The organism is Pragia fontium DSM 5563 = ATCC 49100, assembly GCF_900112475.1.
Taxonomy (GTDB): Bacteria; Pseudomonadota; Gammaproteobacteria; order Enterobacterales; family Enterobacteriaceae; genus Pragia; species Pragia fontium.
In genome coordinates, this window is record NZ_FOLW01000001.1 from 321606 (window position 1) to 337532 (window position 15927).

Sequence of the window (15927 nt, forward strand, 5' to 3'; positions counted from 1 at the left end):
TCTCCATAAAAAACGCCGATAGATTTAATATCATCGGCGTTTCAGATTGATAACAAAATTCTAAAATATGAATGGGCTCGTTAACCAAAACGGAAGGAGAGGGTTCTGTTGGGGTCGTAGCTGGCTTGCCAGCCGGAGCGCCCCTAAGAAGCCTAGGCCTGACGCCCGTTGAACTCAAAAACATTCCTCCTCGTCCGTGAAGAAAAGCTAATATTCTGACGTTCTTTTTACGGACGAAATGTTCACTGAATCCGATTCGAAAATATTTGTCTGTGGTATCAAACACCGATGGATTTAATGTCATCGGCGTTTTTTATTATCTATTTACAACTAATCACTACAACGTTAAAGCCATCACAATGGCATCTTCCCTGCCGTTCACCGCTGGATAATACCCTTTCCGCACGGTGACTTCGTTAAAATCAAACGAACGATACAGTTCAATAGCGGCGTGATTTGAAGCCCTGACTTCCAGCCACAGCGTCATCACATTCCGCTCCAGCAATTGATCAATTAAAGCCTGCAATAATTCTCGCCCTATCCCTCTACGCTGATAATCAGGGTGTACCGCAATATTAAACAGGGTGGCTTCATCCAATACCACCTGAGTAATAGCAAAAGCGGCAATAGCCTGATCAACACACAATTTGAGGTTAAGGTAACGTTCCCCTTGATTACTCAACAGCGTTTTTTCCGTCCAGGGGAAAGCATGACTAGCCAGTTCAATTTGATAAACCGAGGTTAAATCACTCGGAGTGAGGGAAGAAATAGTATTCATCACGACATATCTGTTGCCATAGGATGCGCTTCGCATCAGGATCATTGGCCAATTCAGCCAAGGAAGGACTGGTCAATAAAGGTAATTCAGCTAACGCGGTTGGTAATGACGGCGGTTCATTCAACCCGATCAGCCACAAAACACAGCGTATATTTTCTGGAATCATCATCGCCTGCTCAGGCATCAGAGCATAAACCTGCTCCGACGTTAGCTGCATGGCGCGTAAAATATCCAACATCAACGGCGATGATAACGCGGGAAGTTGTTCGGACAATAAAACCAGCTTGATGGTGTCAGGTATCACAATAGCCACTTCACCATGAAGCGCCGTTGGACGCCGCAGTTGATACTGCTTGATGCCCATTTGTTCCAGTTGCCAGTCACGTCGTGATGTTGCCATGGTTCTCCGCTGTTACTCTTTACCTTTGCCGCCAGGATGAAATTACACGGTTAAGCCGCGCTATGCTAGCAAACCCATCGAACTTCCGCCAATAAAGCTCTATAATTCTGGCCGAATACTATCTGAGGCAGCGGCTTGTTGCTTCACAGGAGAATAATATGTCCGTTTTATGCCCCGCTAGTGAAGTAATACTACGGCACACTGATGAATTTACTCAACGCCGGGTGCTGTTTGCCGGTGATTTACAAGACGACCTCGCCTGTCAGCTTGAGGCGCAGGATATCCGGGTTCACTGTACCCAATATCACCATTGGCGCCAGCTTAGCCGAACTTTAGGTGACAAAGCGCAGTTTAATCTACTGCCACAACCAGAACTCACCGCTGGCTGTGATACCTTGATTTTTTACTGGCCCAAAAGCAAGCAGGAAGCTCAATTCCAGCTTCAGTCACTGCTCAGCCTCCTCCCCGTCGGCACCGAGCTGTTTATTGTTGGTGAAAACCGCAGTGGAGTTCGTAGCGCAGAAACCTTACTGGCGGAGTTCGGCGCGATTGCTAAAATTGACAGCGCACGCCGTTGTAGCCTCTACCATTTCCGCTCTGAACGTCAGGCTCAGTTCGATCTGACCAAGTGGTGGGATGAATATACGCTGGATGATTTACCGATTAAAACCCTGCCCGGCGTATTCAGCCGTGATGGCCTGGATGTCGGCAGCCAACTGCTGCTTTCAGTCCTGGATAATGTCAAAGGCAAAGTTCTGGATGTTGGCTGTGGTGCCGGTGTGCTATCGATGATACTGGCTAAAAGCGTTGATGGACTGGAACTGACATTAAGTGACGTCAGCGCTGCTGCTCTTGAATCAAGTAAAGCCACGCTGGCTGCCAATGATTTATCAGGAAAAGTCATCGCCAGCGATGTGTTCTCTGATATTAAAGGCCGCTTTGATTTCATTATTTCCAACCCACCGTTTCACGATGGATTGCAAACCAACTTGAGTGCCGCTGAATCGCTGATCCGTGGGGCAACCAAACATCTGCAATTGGGCGGTCGCCTGTGCATTGTTGCCAACGCATTCCTGCCTTATCCGGATATTCTGGATGCCACTTTCGGCAGCCATGAAGTGTTGGCTCAAACCGGACGTTTCAAGGTTTACCAATCAGTAATGGCGCGTCCATCCAGCCCAGCGAAAGATAAAAAAGCCAAAGGTAGACGCTAAAAGTCAGCGAGTAAACTAGGTGTTCCCAGACCTGCACTACCATGCAGGTCTGTTACCAATAATGCTATCCAACTGAATCTGCAACAATAGCTGTGCTAGTCTATAAGATATCCTTCTTTTCCTTTCGAGGAACTGTCCTATGATTCGATTCGCCGTTATTGGTACCAACTGGATTACTCAACAGTTTATTGATGCTGCCCATGCCACAGGAAAGCTAAAACTCACCGCCGTATACTCCCGATCATTAAACACCGCTCATGACTTTGGCAAACCCAATCAGGCCGAGCTGTTTTTTGACGATCTACAGGCACTGGCCGACTGTGACCAAATCGATGCGGTGTACATTGCTAGTCCAAACTCCCTGCACTATTCACAAGCCCTGTTGATGCTACAGCACAACAAGCACGTTATTTGTGAAAAACCGATGACCTCACATATTCAGGAAATGGAAAGTCTAATTGCCTGCGCCCTGAAACATCAGGTGGTTTTATTTGAGGCATTTAAGACCGCCTATCTGCCCAATTTTTCAATACTAAAACAAACGCTCCCGCAGCTCGGTAAAGTACGTAAGGTCTTTATTGATTATTGCCAGTATTCATCACGCTACCAGCGCTACTTGGACGGAGAAAATCCGAATACCTTCAATCCGGCCTTCTCTAATGGCTCAATTATGGATATTGGTTATTACTGTCTGGCCAGCGCTATTGCGCTATTTGGTGAACCGATGAGTCTGGACGCCAGCGCCACGCTGTTAAAATCCGGCGTAGATGGGCATGGTAGCGTTTGGATGAGCTACAACGGTTTTGATGCGGTATTGTTCCACTCAAAAATCAGTGATTCTTATATTCCCAGCGAAATTCAGGGAGAAGAAGGAACCTTGGTGATAGATAAGATTTCGCAGTGTCGAAACATCATCTTCACCCCACGCGGCGGACAACCGCAGGAGATATCACAGCCACAGCATGAAAATACCATGTACTATGAAGCGGATGTGTTTGCTGAATTAGTGCGTAACCAAGAAATCTATCATGCCGGTCTGACCCTTTCTCGCAGTACATCCCGTTTGTTAACTAACATACGAGCCCTGACTGGGGTAAAATTTCCAGCAGATACATCGGTCGCGAATAAATACTAAAGGCGATAAGTGCGGGGAACTGACAGTAAGATTCCAAATCTGAACCTTGGAATCTTACTTATAGTAGAAAGAAAACGATTAGCGACGAACCGCAATCGCTTCGATTTCTATTTTGACATCTTTAGGTAAGCGTGCAACTTCAACGCATGAACGAGCCGGGAATGGCGCTTTATGTTCAGTAAAGAAAGCTTCGTAAGTCGCATTAACCGTGCCAAAGTCATTCAAATCTTTAACGAATACCGTGGTTTTCACAATATCTGACACTTTCAGGCCAGCAGCTTCAACAATGGCTTTTACGTTTTCTAAAGATTGGCGCGCCTGAGCGGCAACATCATCAGCAACATCACCTGTTTTAGGATCAACCGGAATCTGACCGGAAGTAATAACCATACTGCCCAGATCAACGCCCTGTACGTATGGGCCAATGGCTGCCGGTGCATTATCTGTATGAATAATATGGGACATGGATTCTCCTGATTTTTACCTGTTATTTTTCAATGTTGTTTTTAAGTATTTCGAATCAATCACGCCGCTTATTATAAGGCGCTTACGCTAAGATGCACCATAAAATGACAAACAACGTCAATCCAATGAGATCCATGCAGCTGTATATCAAGCTAACGTGACCAATGTCGCGATGTACATGATAAAACTCGATGTATTTATTGAACCGCCATTATAGAATATGAAACAGCTTTTCATTTTCATAAAGGAGTCCCTATGATTACCGGAAACATTCACCACCTGGAGTTGGTTCCTTACCTGCCCGCCAAACTAAAAGACGCCATCGAATATATTAAGAAAAATATTCATCCTGACACGCCGTTAGGCAAACATGATATTGATGGCAATAACGTTTTCGTTCTGATTTTCAATGACAGCACTGAAGCGGCTGAAAACCGCCGAGCGGAATATCATCAACGCTATCTGGATATTCAAATCGTTCTGCAAGGCGAAGAAAGCATGGGATTTAGCAACCTACCGGCTGGCAAACCCACCGATAACTGGCTGGCGGATAAAGACATTGCTTTCTTACCCGCTGGAGAAAGTGAACAAGAAAAACAGATCATTTTAAAAGAGGGTGACTTTGTGGTGTTCTATCCCAATGAAGTTCATAAGCCATTATGTGCCGTGGGCAAACCAGCGCTGGTACGCAAAGCCGTCATCAAAATGCTGGTGAGTGCGCTGTAAAACACCCACCTTAACGTCGCCCCACGCTCTTTGCCCATCGTAACGGATAAAGCAATGGGGCCTACTTGTTAAGACTTAGCCAGCGAAGCAACCATCACAGCCTTAATGGTATGCATGCGATTTTCTGCCTGATCGAATACGATGCTGTGCTCTGATTCAAACACCTCATCAGTCACTTCCATGCCACCGTGCAATCCATACTGCTCAGCCATTTGTTTACCCATGGTGGTTTTATCGTCATGAAACGCCGGTAAACAGTGTAAAAACTTCACTTGCGGATTATGGGTCAGTTCAATCATCTGTTGATTCACCTGATAGGCTTTCAGCAACGCAATACGCTCTTGCCACACCTCTTTAGGCTCCCCCATCGACACCCAAACATCGGTATATAAATAGTCAACCTGATCAACACCCTGCCCGATATCTTCCGTCAAGGTCAGTTTCGCACCGGTGGTATCAGCGATCTTTTGGCACTCAGCCACCAAAGAAGCTTCCGGCCAGCAGGCTTTAGGGGCCACTAAACGTAAATCTATACCCATCAGGGCCGCACCTTCCAATAACGAGTTGCCCATATTGTTACGGGCATCCCCCAAATAGGCCAGCTTCATATCCGACAGCGCCTTATTCGGTAAATGTTCCTGCATGGTTAATAAATCAGCCAAAATCTGCGTTGGGTGAAACTCATTGGTCAGCCCATTCCACACCGGTACCCCTGAATATTGCGCCAGCGTCTCGACTATTTGCTGTCCAAAACCACGGTATTGAATACCATCGTACATGCGCCCCAATACTCTGGCGCTATCTTTAATAGACTCTTTATGTCCGATCTGACTGCCGCTCGGGCCAAGATAAGTCACTCTGGCCCCCTGATCGAAAGCTGCTACCTCAAACGCACAACGTGTGCGGGTTGAGTCTTTTTCAAAAATCAGTGCAATATTCTTACCCATCAGCTTTTGCTTCTCACGACCATTTTTCTTATCTTTTTTTAATTTGGATGATAGTGAAAGTAATGCACAGATCTCATTTGGACTAAAATCAAGTAACCGCAGCAAATGACGCTGATAAAATTGGGACATAACGCAGTCTCCCTAAACCCGAGTGGTGTTTGATAAACAAATTTGAATTAAAAATCAATTTATATGAATTAATATTCACAATCAACCCAACAGTGAAGAAAACTTTGCCTTTCCTGTGGAGCTACCGGTTGCACTGTGTGAGAATAACGCTAACTAACTATCATAGGTGAGAAAATATTATGTCTAATGACGAACTGAATGCCTTGTTGGAAGAGCAACGCGAAGAAACTCGACTGATTATTGAAGAGCTGCTGGAAGACGGGAGCGATCCAGATGCGTTGTATGCGATTGAGCATCACTTTTCAGCAGAAGATTTCTCAGCGCTGGAAAAAGCAGCAATAGAAGCGTTCAGAATGGGTTATGAAGTCACCGACCCGGAAGAGCTGGAAGTCGAAGACAGTTTAATCGTTCTGTGTTGTGATGTAATCAGTGAGGTTTCACTGAATGCGGAGATCATCGATAAGCAGGTCGAGCAGCTGATTAAGCTGGCAGACCGCTTCGACATTAACTACGACGGTTGGGGTACCTACTATGAAGACCCTAACGGCAGCGATGATGATGAAGACGATGATGAACATCCGATTGATGAAGAAGATAACGGAACTCGCCATTAGTTTTTATTAACGGGAGGTTGATTGCATGGCCAGACAACATATGCGTTATATCGCTTTACCCAGCGGGGATGACACCCCAGTTTTCGGGCAAGGCACCTGGTTTATGGGGGAGCGCAGCTCCGATATCCAACGCGAAATACACACTCTACAGCACGGTATCGAACGCGGTCTGACGCTAATTGATACCGCCGAAATGTATGCTGACGGAGGAGCGGAAAAAGTGGTTGGTGCGGCCATTAAAGGTCGCCGCGATGACGTGTTTCTGGTCAGTAAAGTGCTTCCCGGTAATGCCAGTTCCACCGGTACTATCGCCGCCTGTGAAGCCAGTTTAAAACGTCTCGGCACCGACTATATCGACCTCTATCTACTGCACTGGCGAGGTCATATTCCTTTGGAAGAAACCGCCAATGCCATGGAAGACTTGGTGGAGCAGGGGAAAATTGGTCAATGGGGCGTTAGCAACTTTGATGTTGATGACCTGAATGAGTTAATGACCGTGGCAGAAAATGAGCAGGTTGCCGTTAATCAGGTTCTGTACAACCTGTCGCGCCGCGGCATTGAATATGACCTGCTACCGTGGTGCCGCAGCAACAGTATGCCAATCATGGCCTACTCCCCCATAGAACAGGCCCGTTTGCTGGAACATCCGGCATTAACGGAAGTGGCAAAGCGTCATCAAGCTACCGCTGCCCAAATTGCACTGGCTTGGGTACTGCGCGACCATAACATCATTACCATTCCCAAAGCCTCAACCATTGAACATATGGTTGAGAACATTGGTAGCTTAAGCATTGAGCTGCAACATGAAGACTATGTGACGCTCGATACCGCTTTTCCACCACCAAGCCGAAAAAAACCGCTGGAAATGCTCTGAGTTATTCCCCGGTTAACTAAAACAGATGCGGCCCAAATCAAACGGGCCGCCACCAATCAATAAAACTGCTGAATTGCCTATAATGATTAAACCCGAACTACATCGTCTGTCACTCACTAACCCGCTGCATTGGATTGCCACGGGCTTCGGCTCAGGCCTTTCACCCAAGGCTCCGGGTACTGTCGGTTCACTGGCGGCAATCCCGTTGTTTTACCTGCTACAGCTACTCTCGATGCCAGCCTATCTGGCGTTTCTGGTTTTCGCTTTCGTGATTGGCGTTTGGGCCTGTCAGGTCGCCGGTAATGCTATCGGCGTTGAAGATCATGGCGCTCTGGTCTGGGACGAGTTTGTCGGTATGTGGATCGCCTGTATCGCCCTGCCTCAAGGTTTATGGTGGATGGTCGCCGCTTTTGTTGCCTTCCGCTTCTTCGATATCCTTAAGCCCGGCCCTATCGGTTGGCTGGATAAACACTGCTCCGGCGGTTTTGGCGTGATGATGGATGATGTGGCTGCGGGACTAGCCGCACTGGGCGTAGTTCAATTGGCTTATTGGGTTATTTAGTTTTATTAACCCAAGCACTTAATCGATTAGAAATAAGAAGGCCGCCTAACGGCGGCCTTCTCAACTTAAGTAAAACCAAAACTACAATGCAGCAATCGTCGCTTTCTGCTCTAACAGCTTCGCTTTATCTTCGGCATAGCTAGTTAGTCTTTCACGCTCTTTTGCCACTACCGCTTCCGGTGCTCGAGAAACAAAGCCTTCGTTCGCCAGTTTGCTCTCGATACGCGCAATTTCATCTTCAATACGCGCCACTTCTTTCGATAAGCGTTCCAGCTCGGCGGCTTTATCCACCAGACCGGCCATCGGGATTAATAGCTCAGAACCTTCAACCAGTTTGGTTACTGAAACCGGACCTTTATCACCAGCAGGTAAAATAGTGATTGAAGATAAACGCGCCAACGTTTTAATGAAGGTTTCGTTTTCCTCTACACGACGCAGTGCTGCCGGAGTAGCATCGCGCAGCAAGACTTCCAACTGCTTGCTCGGTGCGATATTCATTTCAGCACGAATATTACGTACCGCAACAATCGCCTGCTTAATCCATTCCAGATCTGCTAGTGCAGCTTCATCCGCCAACGCAGCCTCATATTCCGGCATCGGTTGCAGCATAATGGTATCGGCAGTAATGTTCTTCAGCAGTTTAATCCGCTGCCAAATGGTTTCGGTAATAAATGGAATAATCGGATGAGCCAAACGCAACAGTGATTCCAGAACGTGCACCAGCGTATGACGGGTACCACGCAGTTCCGTTTCTGAACCTGAATTCATCACAGGCTTAGCCAGCTCCAGATACCAGTCACAGAACTGGTTCCAGGTGAATTCATACAGAATGTTCGCCGCCATATCGAAACGATAACCGTCCAGCGCTTCGCGATAGGCTTTTACTGTCTGGTTAAACTCCGCCAGAATCCAACGATCCGCCAGAGAAAGAACTATTTCACCGCCGTTCTGACCACAATCCTGATCTTCTGTATTCATCAGTACAAAGCGGCTGGCGTTCCACAGCTTGTTACAGAAGTTACGATAACCTTCAAGACGCTTCATATCCCAGTTGATATCGCGACCGGTGGAAGCCAGCGCCGTCAGGGTGAAACGCAATGCATCGGTACCGTGAGCTTCAATACCCCCCGGGAATTGCTTCTCGGTGCGCTTACGAATCTTCTCAGCCAGCTGCGGCTGCATCATATTACCGGTACGTTTTTCCAGCAGGCCATCCAAAGAAATACCATCGATCATATCCAGCGGATCGATAACGTTACCCTTAGATTTAGACATCTTCTGGCCTTCGTCATCGCGAATCAGACCGGTAACATACACATTCTTAAATGGCACTTGCGGTTTGCCATCTTCATCTTTAATAAAGTGCATGGTCAACATGATCATGCGGGCAATCCAGAAGAAGATAATATCGAAGCCACTCACCAATACGTTGGTTGGATGGAAAGTACGCAGTTCTTCGGTATTTTCCGGCCAGCCTAAAGTGGAGAACGTCCACAGGCCAGAGGAGAACCAAGTATCCAATACGTCTTCATCCTGAGTCAGCACCACATCTGCCGGGATATTGTTTTCTTTACGCACTTCTTCTTCATTACGGGCAACGTAAACATTACCTTCAGCGTCATACCAAGCTGGAATACGGTGTCCCCACCATAGCTGACGGGAAATACACCAATCCTGAATATCACGCATCCAGGAGAAGTACATATTCTCATACTGTTTAGGAACGAACTGAATATCGCCGTTCTCAACCGCTTCAATAGCCACTTTAGCCAGCGGTGCAGTACGCACATACCACTGATCGGTCAACATCGGCTCAATCACCACACCACCGCGATCGCCGTAAGGCACCGTTAAATCGTGAGGTTTAATTTCTTCCAGCAAACCCTGAGCATCGAAAGCAGCAACCACTGCCTTACGAGCAGCAAAACGCTCCAGACTGCGCAGATCAGCGGGTAATTCATCCGCGTAGTCTTCACTTGGCTTACCGTTGGTATCAAAAATTTCTGCGCTCTGGCGGATATCACCGTCAAAGGTCAGAATATTGATCATTGGTAAGCTATGGCGGCGACCAACTTCATAGTCATTAAAGTCATGAGCTGGAGTGATTTTTACGCAACCAGTGCCTTTTTCCATATCGGCATGTTCATCGCCAACAATCGGAATACGGCGATTCACCAGCGGTAACACCACATATTTGCCAATCAGATCTTTATAGCGTGGATCTTCCGGGTTAACCGCAACACCGGTATCGCCCAGCACCGTTTCCGGACGCGTGGTGGCGACTACCAAATAGTCTTTACCTTCGGCCGTCTTAACGCCGTCCGCTAACGGATAACGCAGATGCCACATCGAACCTTTGGTTTCACGGTTTTCCACTTCCAGATCGGAAATAGCGGTACGTAATTTTGGATCCCAGTTAACCAAACGCTTACCACGGTAAATCAGGTTTTCTTTATGCAGACGAACGAAAACCTCTTTTACCGCGTTGGACAAACTTTCATCCATGGTAAAGCGCTCGCGATCCCAATCTACAGAAGCGCCAAGGCGACGCATCTGACGGGTAATGGTGCCGCCGGACTCCGCTTTCCACTGCCAAATTTTGTCAATAAAGGCTTCGCGACCATAGTCATGGCGAGTTTTATTCTCTTCCGCCGCAATTTTTCGCTCAACCACCATTTGAGTGGCGATTCCCGCATGGTCGGTACCTGCTTGCCACAGGGTATTTTTACCCTGCATACGCTGATAACGAATCATCGCATCCATAATAGTTTGTTGGAATGCGTGGCCCATATGCAGGCTACCGGTCACATTGGGAGGAGGAATAACGATACAATAGCTCTCTTTGCTGGTATCGCCATGCGGCTTAAAGTAGCCGCTCTCTTCCCAATGCTGATAAAGGGACTGTTCAATCTCTTGCGGGTTGTATGTTTTTTCCATGGTCTTTTTATATCATTCAAATGGTTGGCGGCGTTGCCGTAGACAGATTAAAACCGACGCTGCGGTAAATTTTATAGCGTTCACGCGCCAGCTGCTTCAGCGTATCTTCGTGTGGCACAAAGTCTATCACTTCATAGAAAGCAGTGGCAAAATCCGGAAACTGAACCTGTAGATTAATCAACAGATCCCTCGGTGCATTACTGCGCTTACCGGGCCAGCAGAGTTCAACCGGAGCGCCATACTTCGGCCCTTCTCCGGCCAAATTATGGGGAACAAACTGTTCGGTATCCCGTTGCCATAAAGCTTCATCCAACTGCTCCGCCTGCTGCTGAGTATCGCAGGCAATCAACACCCGTTTACCCGCACGCCAACGTTCAGCGGCAACGGTACAGGCCAGAGCCTCACAGAAAGACAGCCCGTCGGACGTGTTATTGTGGTCAAGCAGATAAAATGTCGCGTTCTTCATCATAACCGTCGGATAGCGTTTCGATTTAATGGCTAGGGGCACGCAATGCGTGCCCCTGACTCATCACATAAAGTGACGTTATCATAGCATGTTGCCCGAGCGGCAGAAATAAGGATGATACCTTATCAAGCTCAGGCGATTACTCTTCGTAGCTTTGACCCGCACGATTAAGCAGGAACTGAGTCAATAGCGCCACTGGACGACCGGTCGCGCCTTTAGCTTTACCTGAACGCCATGCGGTACCGGCGATATCCAGGTGCGCCCAGCTGTATTTACGGGTAAACCGTGACAGGAAGCAGCCAGCAGTAATGGCACCAGCTGGACGACCACCAATGTTAGCCATATCGGCAAAATTCGATTCTAGCTGTTCTTGGTACTCGTCACCCAGCGGTAAACGCCATGCCCGATCGCCCGCCTGCTCAGATGCCCCCACCAGCTCAGTCGCCAGAGGATTATGATTCGACATCAAGCCGGTGATTTGATGACCCAAGGCAATAATACAGGCTCCGGTCAGGGTGGCTACATCGATAACCACGTCGGGCTCAAAACGTTCGACATAGGTTAATACGTCACACAGCACCAGACGCCCTTCCGCATCGGTATTCAGCACTTCTACCGTTTGACCTGACATGGTGGTTAATACATCTCCCGGGCGATAAGCCCGACCACCCGGCATATTTTCACAGCCGGCCATCACACCAATAATGTTTAACGGCAGTTTCAGTTCCGCTGCGGCGCGCATCACACCATAAACCGAAGCGGCGCCACACATATCGTATTTCATCTCATCCATGCCTTCAGCTGGCTTGATAGAGATACCACCAGAATCAAAGGTTAACCCTTTGCCCACTAAGACAATCGGTTTGGCATCCGCAACCGGATTACCTTTATACTCGATCACCGACATCAGCGATTCATTCTGAGAACCTTGCCCTACGGCAAGATAAGCATTCATTCCCAGCTCTTTCATCTGCTGTTCACCGATCACTCGGGTAACAATATTTTCACTGAAAGCATCCGCCAGTTGACGTGCCTGAGAAGACAAATACGCGGCATTACAGATATTTGGCGGCATGTTACCCAAGTCTTTCGCCGCTTTAATACCGGCAGAAATGGCCAAACCGTGCTGAATGGCACGCTCACCGCAGGTTAACTCACGGCGGGTTGGCACGCTCAGCACCATTTTGCGCAATGGGCGACGGGGCTCAACTTTATTGCTCTTTAACTGATCAAACGTATAAAGCGCTTCTTTAGTGGTTTCAACTGCCTGACGCACATTCCAATAGGTATTACGCCCTTTAACGTGCAGCTCCGTCAGAAAACAGACCGCTTCCATGGAACCGGTATCGTTCAACGTATTGATGGTTTTCTGCACCACTTGCTTATATTGGCGCTCATCAAGCTCACGCTCTTTACCACAGCCAATAAGTAAAATTCTTTCTGACAATATGTTTGGTACATGGTGTAACAACAAAGTTTGACCAACTTTACCCTCTAGTTCGCCGCGACGCAGAAGCGCACTAATATAGCCATCGCTGATCTTATCCAGCTGTTCAGCAATGGGTGACAGACGACGAGGTTCAAAAACACCGACGACGATACAGGCGCTACGTTGTTTTTCCGGGCTACCACTTTTTACACTGAACTCCATGCACTCTCCTGAATCTTAAAGAGACAAGGTAGGCAAATTATGGATAAAATAGAGCATTCCATAACGCCCCTTGCGATTTTTATTAGCGCAACACAAATAGTGTTAATATTTCTACTCATTAATACTATTATTAGCAAATATTGGCTGCCATTATGGTAGATGTTAGTAAAAATGGCGAATTAACGATGAAAGTATCGGCTTTCCTGTAAAAAAACAAGTTTTCACAGGCGTAATTAACTTGATAATCATTAGATATCTGATCCGCGAGACCTTCAAAAGTCAAATCGCAATCCTGTTTATCCTGCTACTGATCTTTTTCTGTCAGAAGCTGGTTCGCATTTTGTCGATGGCCGTTGAGGGAGACATCCCGACAAATTTAGTGTTCTCTTTGCTTGGTCTCGGTATTCCCGAGATGGCCCAGTTAATACTACCCCTTAGCCTGTTTTTAGCCATTTTGATGACCTTTAGCAAGCTGTATGCAGAAAGTGAAATCACCGTCATGTATGCCTGTGGGTTGAGTAAAAATGTGCTGCTGATTTCAGCGCTAATGCTCTCCCTGTTTACCGGTATTGTGGCTGGCGTGAACTCAATCTGGTTGGGGCCAATATCTGCCGCTAACCAAGAGAAAATTCTGGCTGAAGCCAAAGCTAACCCAAGTCTTGGAGCGCTGGTTGAAGGCCAGTTCCAGCCATCTAAAGACGGCAATGCCGTGCTATTTGTGGGTAACGTCGAAGGCAATAAGTTTACCAACGTATTTTTGGCTCAGTTGCGTACCTCCGGCAATCAACGCCCTTCCGTGGTCGTCGCGGATAAAGGGCATATCGTTGAAGATCCTAACGGTGCCCAGCGTATCTTTTTAGATACCGGTACCCGCTACGAAGGTACCGCCATGCTACGGGATTTCCGCGTTACTGATTTTAACCAGTATCAGGCGGTTATCGGCCATCAGGAAGCGGCTCTCGACGATACCGATGTCGATCAGGCCAGTTTCGCCTCTTTAATGACAACCGACAGCCATCAGGCTAAAGCCGAGCTGAACTGGCGCCTGACGCTGATTATCTCGGTACCGTTAATGGCTTTCTTGGTGGTGCCGCTAAGCGAAGTGAATCCGCGTCAAGGACGCGTAGTCAGTATGCTGCCAGCGATGCTGCTATACCTGATCTATTTCTTACTGCAAAGTTCGATTAGATCAAACGCCAGTAGAGGAAAAATTGATCCTATGATGTGGGTATGGGTAGTGAATCTCTCCTATCTGGCGATTGGCATTCTATTAAACCTGTGGGATAGCATTCCGTCACGCCGTATACGCGCGCGGCTGAGAGGAGCGGCTTAATTATGTTTAGCGTATTAGACCGTTATATTGGCCGTACTATTTTCAATACCATTATGAGCACCCTGTTCTTACTGGTTAGCCTGTCCGGGATTATTAAATTTGTCGAACAGCTGAGAAAAACCGGTCGCGGGGATTACGACGCTCTGGGAGCCGGTTTATATACCTTACTCAGCGTGCCCAAAGACATTGAAACCTTCTTTCCCATGGCCGCCTTGCTGGGTGCCCTGCTTGGTTTAGGTGCACTGGCGACTCGCAGCGAGTTAGTGGTCATGGAAGCTTCCGGCTTTACTCGTATGCAGGTGGCTTCCGCGGTGATGAAAACCGCCATTCCACTGGTGCTGCTGACTATGGCCATTGGTGAATGGGTCGCACCAGCCGGTGAACAGGCCGCTCGTAATATGCGGGCGCAAATGATGTATGGCAGTTCTCTGTTATCCACTCGCGATGGCATATGGGCGAAAGACAATAACGAATTCATTTATATTCAGAGCGTGGTTAAAGAAGACGAGCTGTCCGGCGTCAGCATTTATCAATTTGATAAACAACGTAGGTTACTGACCGTGCGCTATGCGGGTTCCGCTATCTACGATAAAGACAATAAGACCTGGATACTCTCTCAGGTCGATCAGTCCGACCTGACCCAGCCCAACAAAATTGTTGGTAGCCAAACCCTGAATGAAGAGTGGAAAACCAGCCTCAGCCCGGACAAACTCGGCGTTGTTGCCATGAACCCGGAATCCCTTTCTGCCTCGGGTCTGTATGAATATAGTCGTTACCTGAAGCAGAGTGGTCAGGAAGCCAACCGCTATTGGCTGATTTTCTGGAATAAGATTTTCTCCCCTATCTCTGTTGCCGTGATGATGCTAATGGCCCTGTCGTTTATTTTTGGCCCGTTACGCAGCGTTCCGATGGGAATCCGAGTGGTTACTGGCATCAGTTTTGGCTTTATCTTTTATGTACTCGACCAAATATTCGGGCCACTCAGTCTGGTTTATAGCGTACCGCCAATGATTGGTGCACTCTTGCCAAGCCTGCTGTTCCTGATGATTAGTCTGTTCCTGCTTAAGCAGAAGCGTTAAACATTGGCATTCGGTATATGGCAGCCTTCAGGGCTGCCATAATTTTAATAATCTGCAGATTATTAAAGAATGTTAAACTCGATTGAAACTTAATTATTCCACAGTTAACATGCCTGAATAACTGACTCACGAAGTAAGGACAGTTTCATACAATCATCATGAATTTACGTTTGCTGCAAAGACTATTTCTAATACTGGCGGTGCTGATTAGCGCGCCCGGTTTCGCGATGTCAGCAAATCATGATGCATGTTCAGCGCCGGTTTCAGTTTCCGCAGCATCAGAAGAACATCATTCGGTAACCCAACAACAGCCAGACACCGCCGCTGAGCACTGTATGAGTACTTCTCACTGCGTATGTATGCTGTGTTTTTCCGTTATTCCCTCAATCACCCTATCGGTGGCCAAGTCCGTTGGTCATGAATCCTATAACACCCTGTTTAACCGTTGGCTGTCACTATCACCTCAGCCCGAACCCCATCCTCCCAGAAATCATCTGGTCTAAACTCAATTTAGCAGCAGTGAAAAATGACTGAGCTGGAGCACAACCAAAATTTGGCTGTGCCAATAATAGCTCGATGATTTCAGCACCGTAATGCTCAGCAGAGAGCGTTATGCA

Annotated in this window: 16 protein-coding genes; 9 read left to right on the forward strand and 7 right to left on the reverse strand. The window is 47.5% G+C overall.

What is annotated here, in order from left to right; genetic code table 11:
* Positions 1–337: 337 nt before the first annotated feature.
* Positions 338–778 (reverse strand): ribosomal protein S18-alanine N-acetyltransferase, encoded by a 441-nt coding sequence (rimI, locus tag BMZ28_RS01465; RefSeq protein ID WP_047780024.1) that lies wholly within the window; start codon positions 776–778, stop codon positions 338–340.
* Positions 747–1178, reverse strand: coding sequence for a DNA polymerase III subunit psi (locus tag BMZ28_RS01470; RefSeq protein ID WP_074820235.1), 432 nt, complete (start codon positions 1176–1178; stop codon positions 747–749). The genes rimI and BMZ28_RS01470 overlap by 32 nt, the downstream gene beginning before the upstream one ends.
* Before the next feature lie 158 nt (positions 1179–1336).
* On the opposite strand from BMZ28_RS01470, the gene rsmC reads away from it, so the two are divergent.
* The gene (gene rsmC, locus BMZ28_RS01475; RefSeq protein WP_074820237.1) at positions 1337–2392 is read left to right on the forward strand and encodes a 16S rRNA (guanine(1207)-N(2))-methyltransferase RsmC; all 1056 of its coding nucleotides are present in this window, start codon (positions 1337–1339) and stop codon (positions 2390–2392) included.
* Between the two features lie 139 nt (positions 2393–2531).
* Positions 2532–3527, forward strand: coding sequence for a Gfo/Idh/MocA family protein (locus BMZ28_RS01480; RefSeq protein WP_074820239.1), 996 nt, complete (start codon positions 2532–2534; stop codon positions 3525–3527).
* Positions 3528–3605: 78 nt separating this feature from the next.
* On the opposite strand, the gene ridA is transcribed toward BMZ28_RS01480, so the two are convergent.
* Positions 3606–3992, reverse strand: coding sequence for a 2-iminobutanoate/2-iminopropanoate deaminase (gene ridA, locus BMZ28_RS01485; protein ID WP_047780020.1), 387 nt, complete (start codon positions 3990–3992; stop codon positions 3606–3608).
* A 255-nt stretch (positions 3993–4247) separates the two neighbouring features.
* On the opposite strand from ridA, the gene BMZ28_RS01490 reads away from it, so the two are divergent.
* A complete protein-coding gene (locus BMZ28_RS01490) occupies positions 4248–4718 on the forward strand; it encodes a NanQ anomerase/TabA/YiaL family protein (protein ID WP_047780019.1) in 471 nt (156 codons plus the stop codon).
* Between the two features lie 68 nt (positions 4719–4786).
* Here BMZ28_RS01490 and argF read toward each other — a convergent pair whose 3' ends face one another.
* Positions 4787–5794: an ornithine carbamoyltransferase gene (gene argF / locus BMZ28_RS01495; RefSeq protein ID WP_074820242.1), complete on the reverse strand. Its 1008-nt coding sequence runs from the start codon at positions 5792–5794 to the stop codon at positions 4787–4789.
* 179 nt (positions 5795–5973) lie between these two features.
* Here argF and rraB point away from each other — a divergent pair, with 179 nt between their 5' ends.
* From rraB to BMZ28_RS01510, 3 genes are all read left to right on the forward strand, one after another.
* A complete protein-coding gene (gene rraB, locus BMZ28_RS01500) occupies positions 5974–6408 on the forward strand; it encodes a ribonuclease E inhibitor RraB (protein ID WP_047780017.1) in 435 nt (144 codons plus the stop codon).
* 25 nt (positions 6409–6433) lie between these two features.
* Entirely contained in the window at positions 6434–7282 is an 849-nt protein-coding gene (locus tag BMZ28_RS01505) for an aldo/keto reductase (protein ID WP_074820245.1), read from the forward strand.
* 82 nt (positions 7283–7364) lie between these two features.
* Positions 7365–7844 carry a phosphatidylglycerophosphatase A family protein gene (locus tag BMZ28_RS01510; protein ID WP_074820604.1) on the forward strand — a complete coding sequence of 160 codons (480 nt, stop codon included), beginning with the start codon at positions 7365–7367 and terminating at the stop codon, positions 7842–7844.
* An 81-nt stretch (positions 7845–7925) separates the two neighbouring features.
* Here the strand turns inward: BMZ28_RS01510 and BMZ28_RS01515 are convergent, their stop codons facing one another.
* From BMZ28_RS01515 to pepA, 3 genes are all read right to left on the reverse strand, one after another.
* Positions 7926–10781, reverse strand: a complete 2856-nt coding sequence (locus BMZ28_RS01515) for a valine--tRNA ligase (RefSeq protein WP_074820247.1) — start codon at positions 10779–10781, stop codon at positions 7926–7928.
* A 16-nt stretch (positions 10782–10797) separates the two neighbouring features.
* Entirely contained in the window at positions 10798–11247 is a 450-nt protein-coding gene (locus tag BMZ28_RS01520; protein WP_074820607.1) for a DNA polymerase III subunit chi, read from the reverse strand.
* 139 nt (positions 11248–11386) lie between these two features.
* Complete coding sequence (gene pepA / locus BMZ28_RS01525; RefSeq protein ID WP_047780014.1) at positions 11387–12898, reverse strand: leucyl aminopeptidase; 1512 nt, start codon at positions 12896–12898, stop codon at positions 11387–11389.
* A 238-nt stretch (positions 12899–13136) separates the two neighbouring features.
* Here pepA and lptF point away from each other — a divergent pair, with 238 nt between their 5' ends.
* From lptF to BMZ28_RS01540, 3 genes are all read left to right on the forward strand, one after another.
* Positions 13137–14231, forward strand: coding sequence for an LPS export ABC transporter permease LptF (gene lptF / locus BMZ28_RS01530; RefSeq protein ID WP_074820248.1), 1095 nt, complete (start codon positions 13137–13139; stop codon positions 14229–14231).
* Between the two features lie 2 nt (positions 14232–14233).
* Positions 14234–15310, forward strand: a complete 1077-nt coding sequence (gene lptG, locus BMZ28_RS01535; RefSeq protein WP_047780012.1) for an LPS export ABC transporter permease LptG — start codon at positions 14234–14236, stop codon at positions 15308–15310.
* Between the two features lie 227 nt (positions 15311–15537).
* Positions 15538–15813, forward strand: a complete 276-nt coding sequence (locus BMZ28_RS01540) for a hypothetical protein (RefSeq protein WP_136655857.1) — start codon at positions 15538–15540, stop codon at positions 15811–15813.
* Positions 15814–15927: the final 114 nt, after the last annotated feature.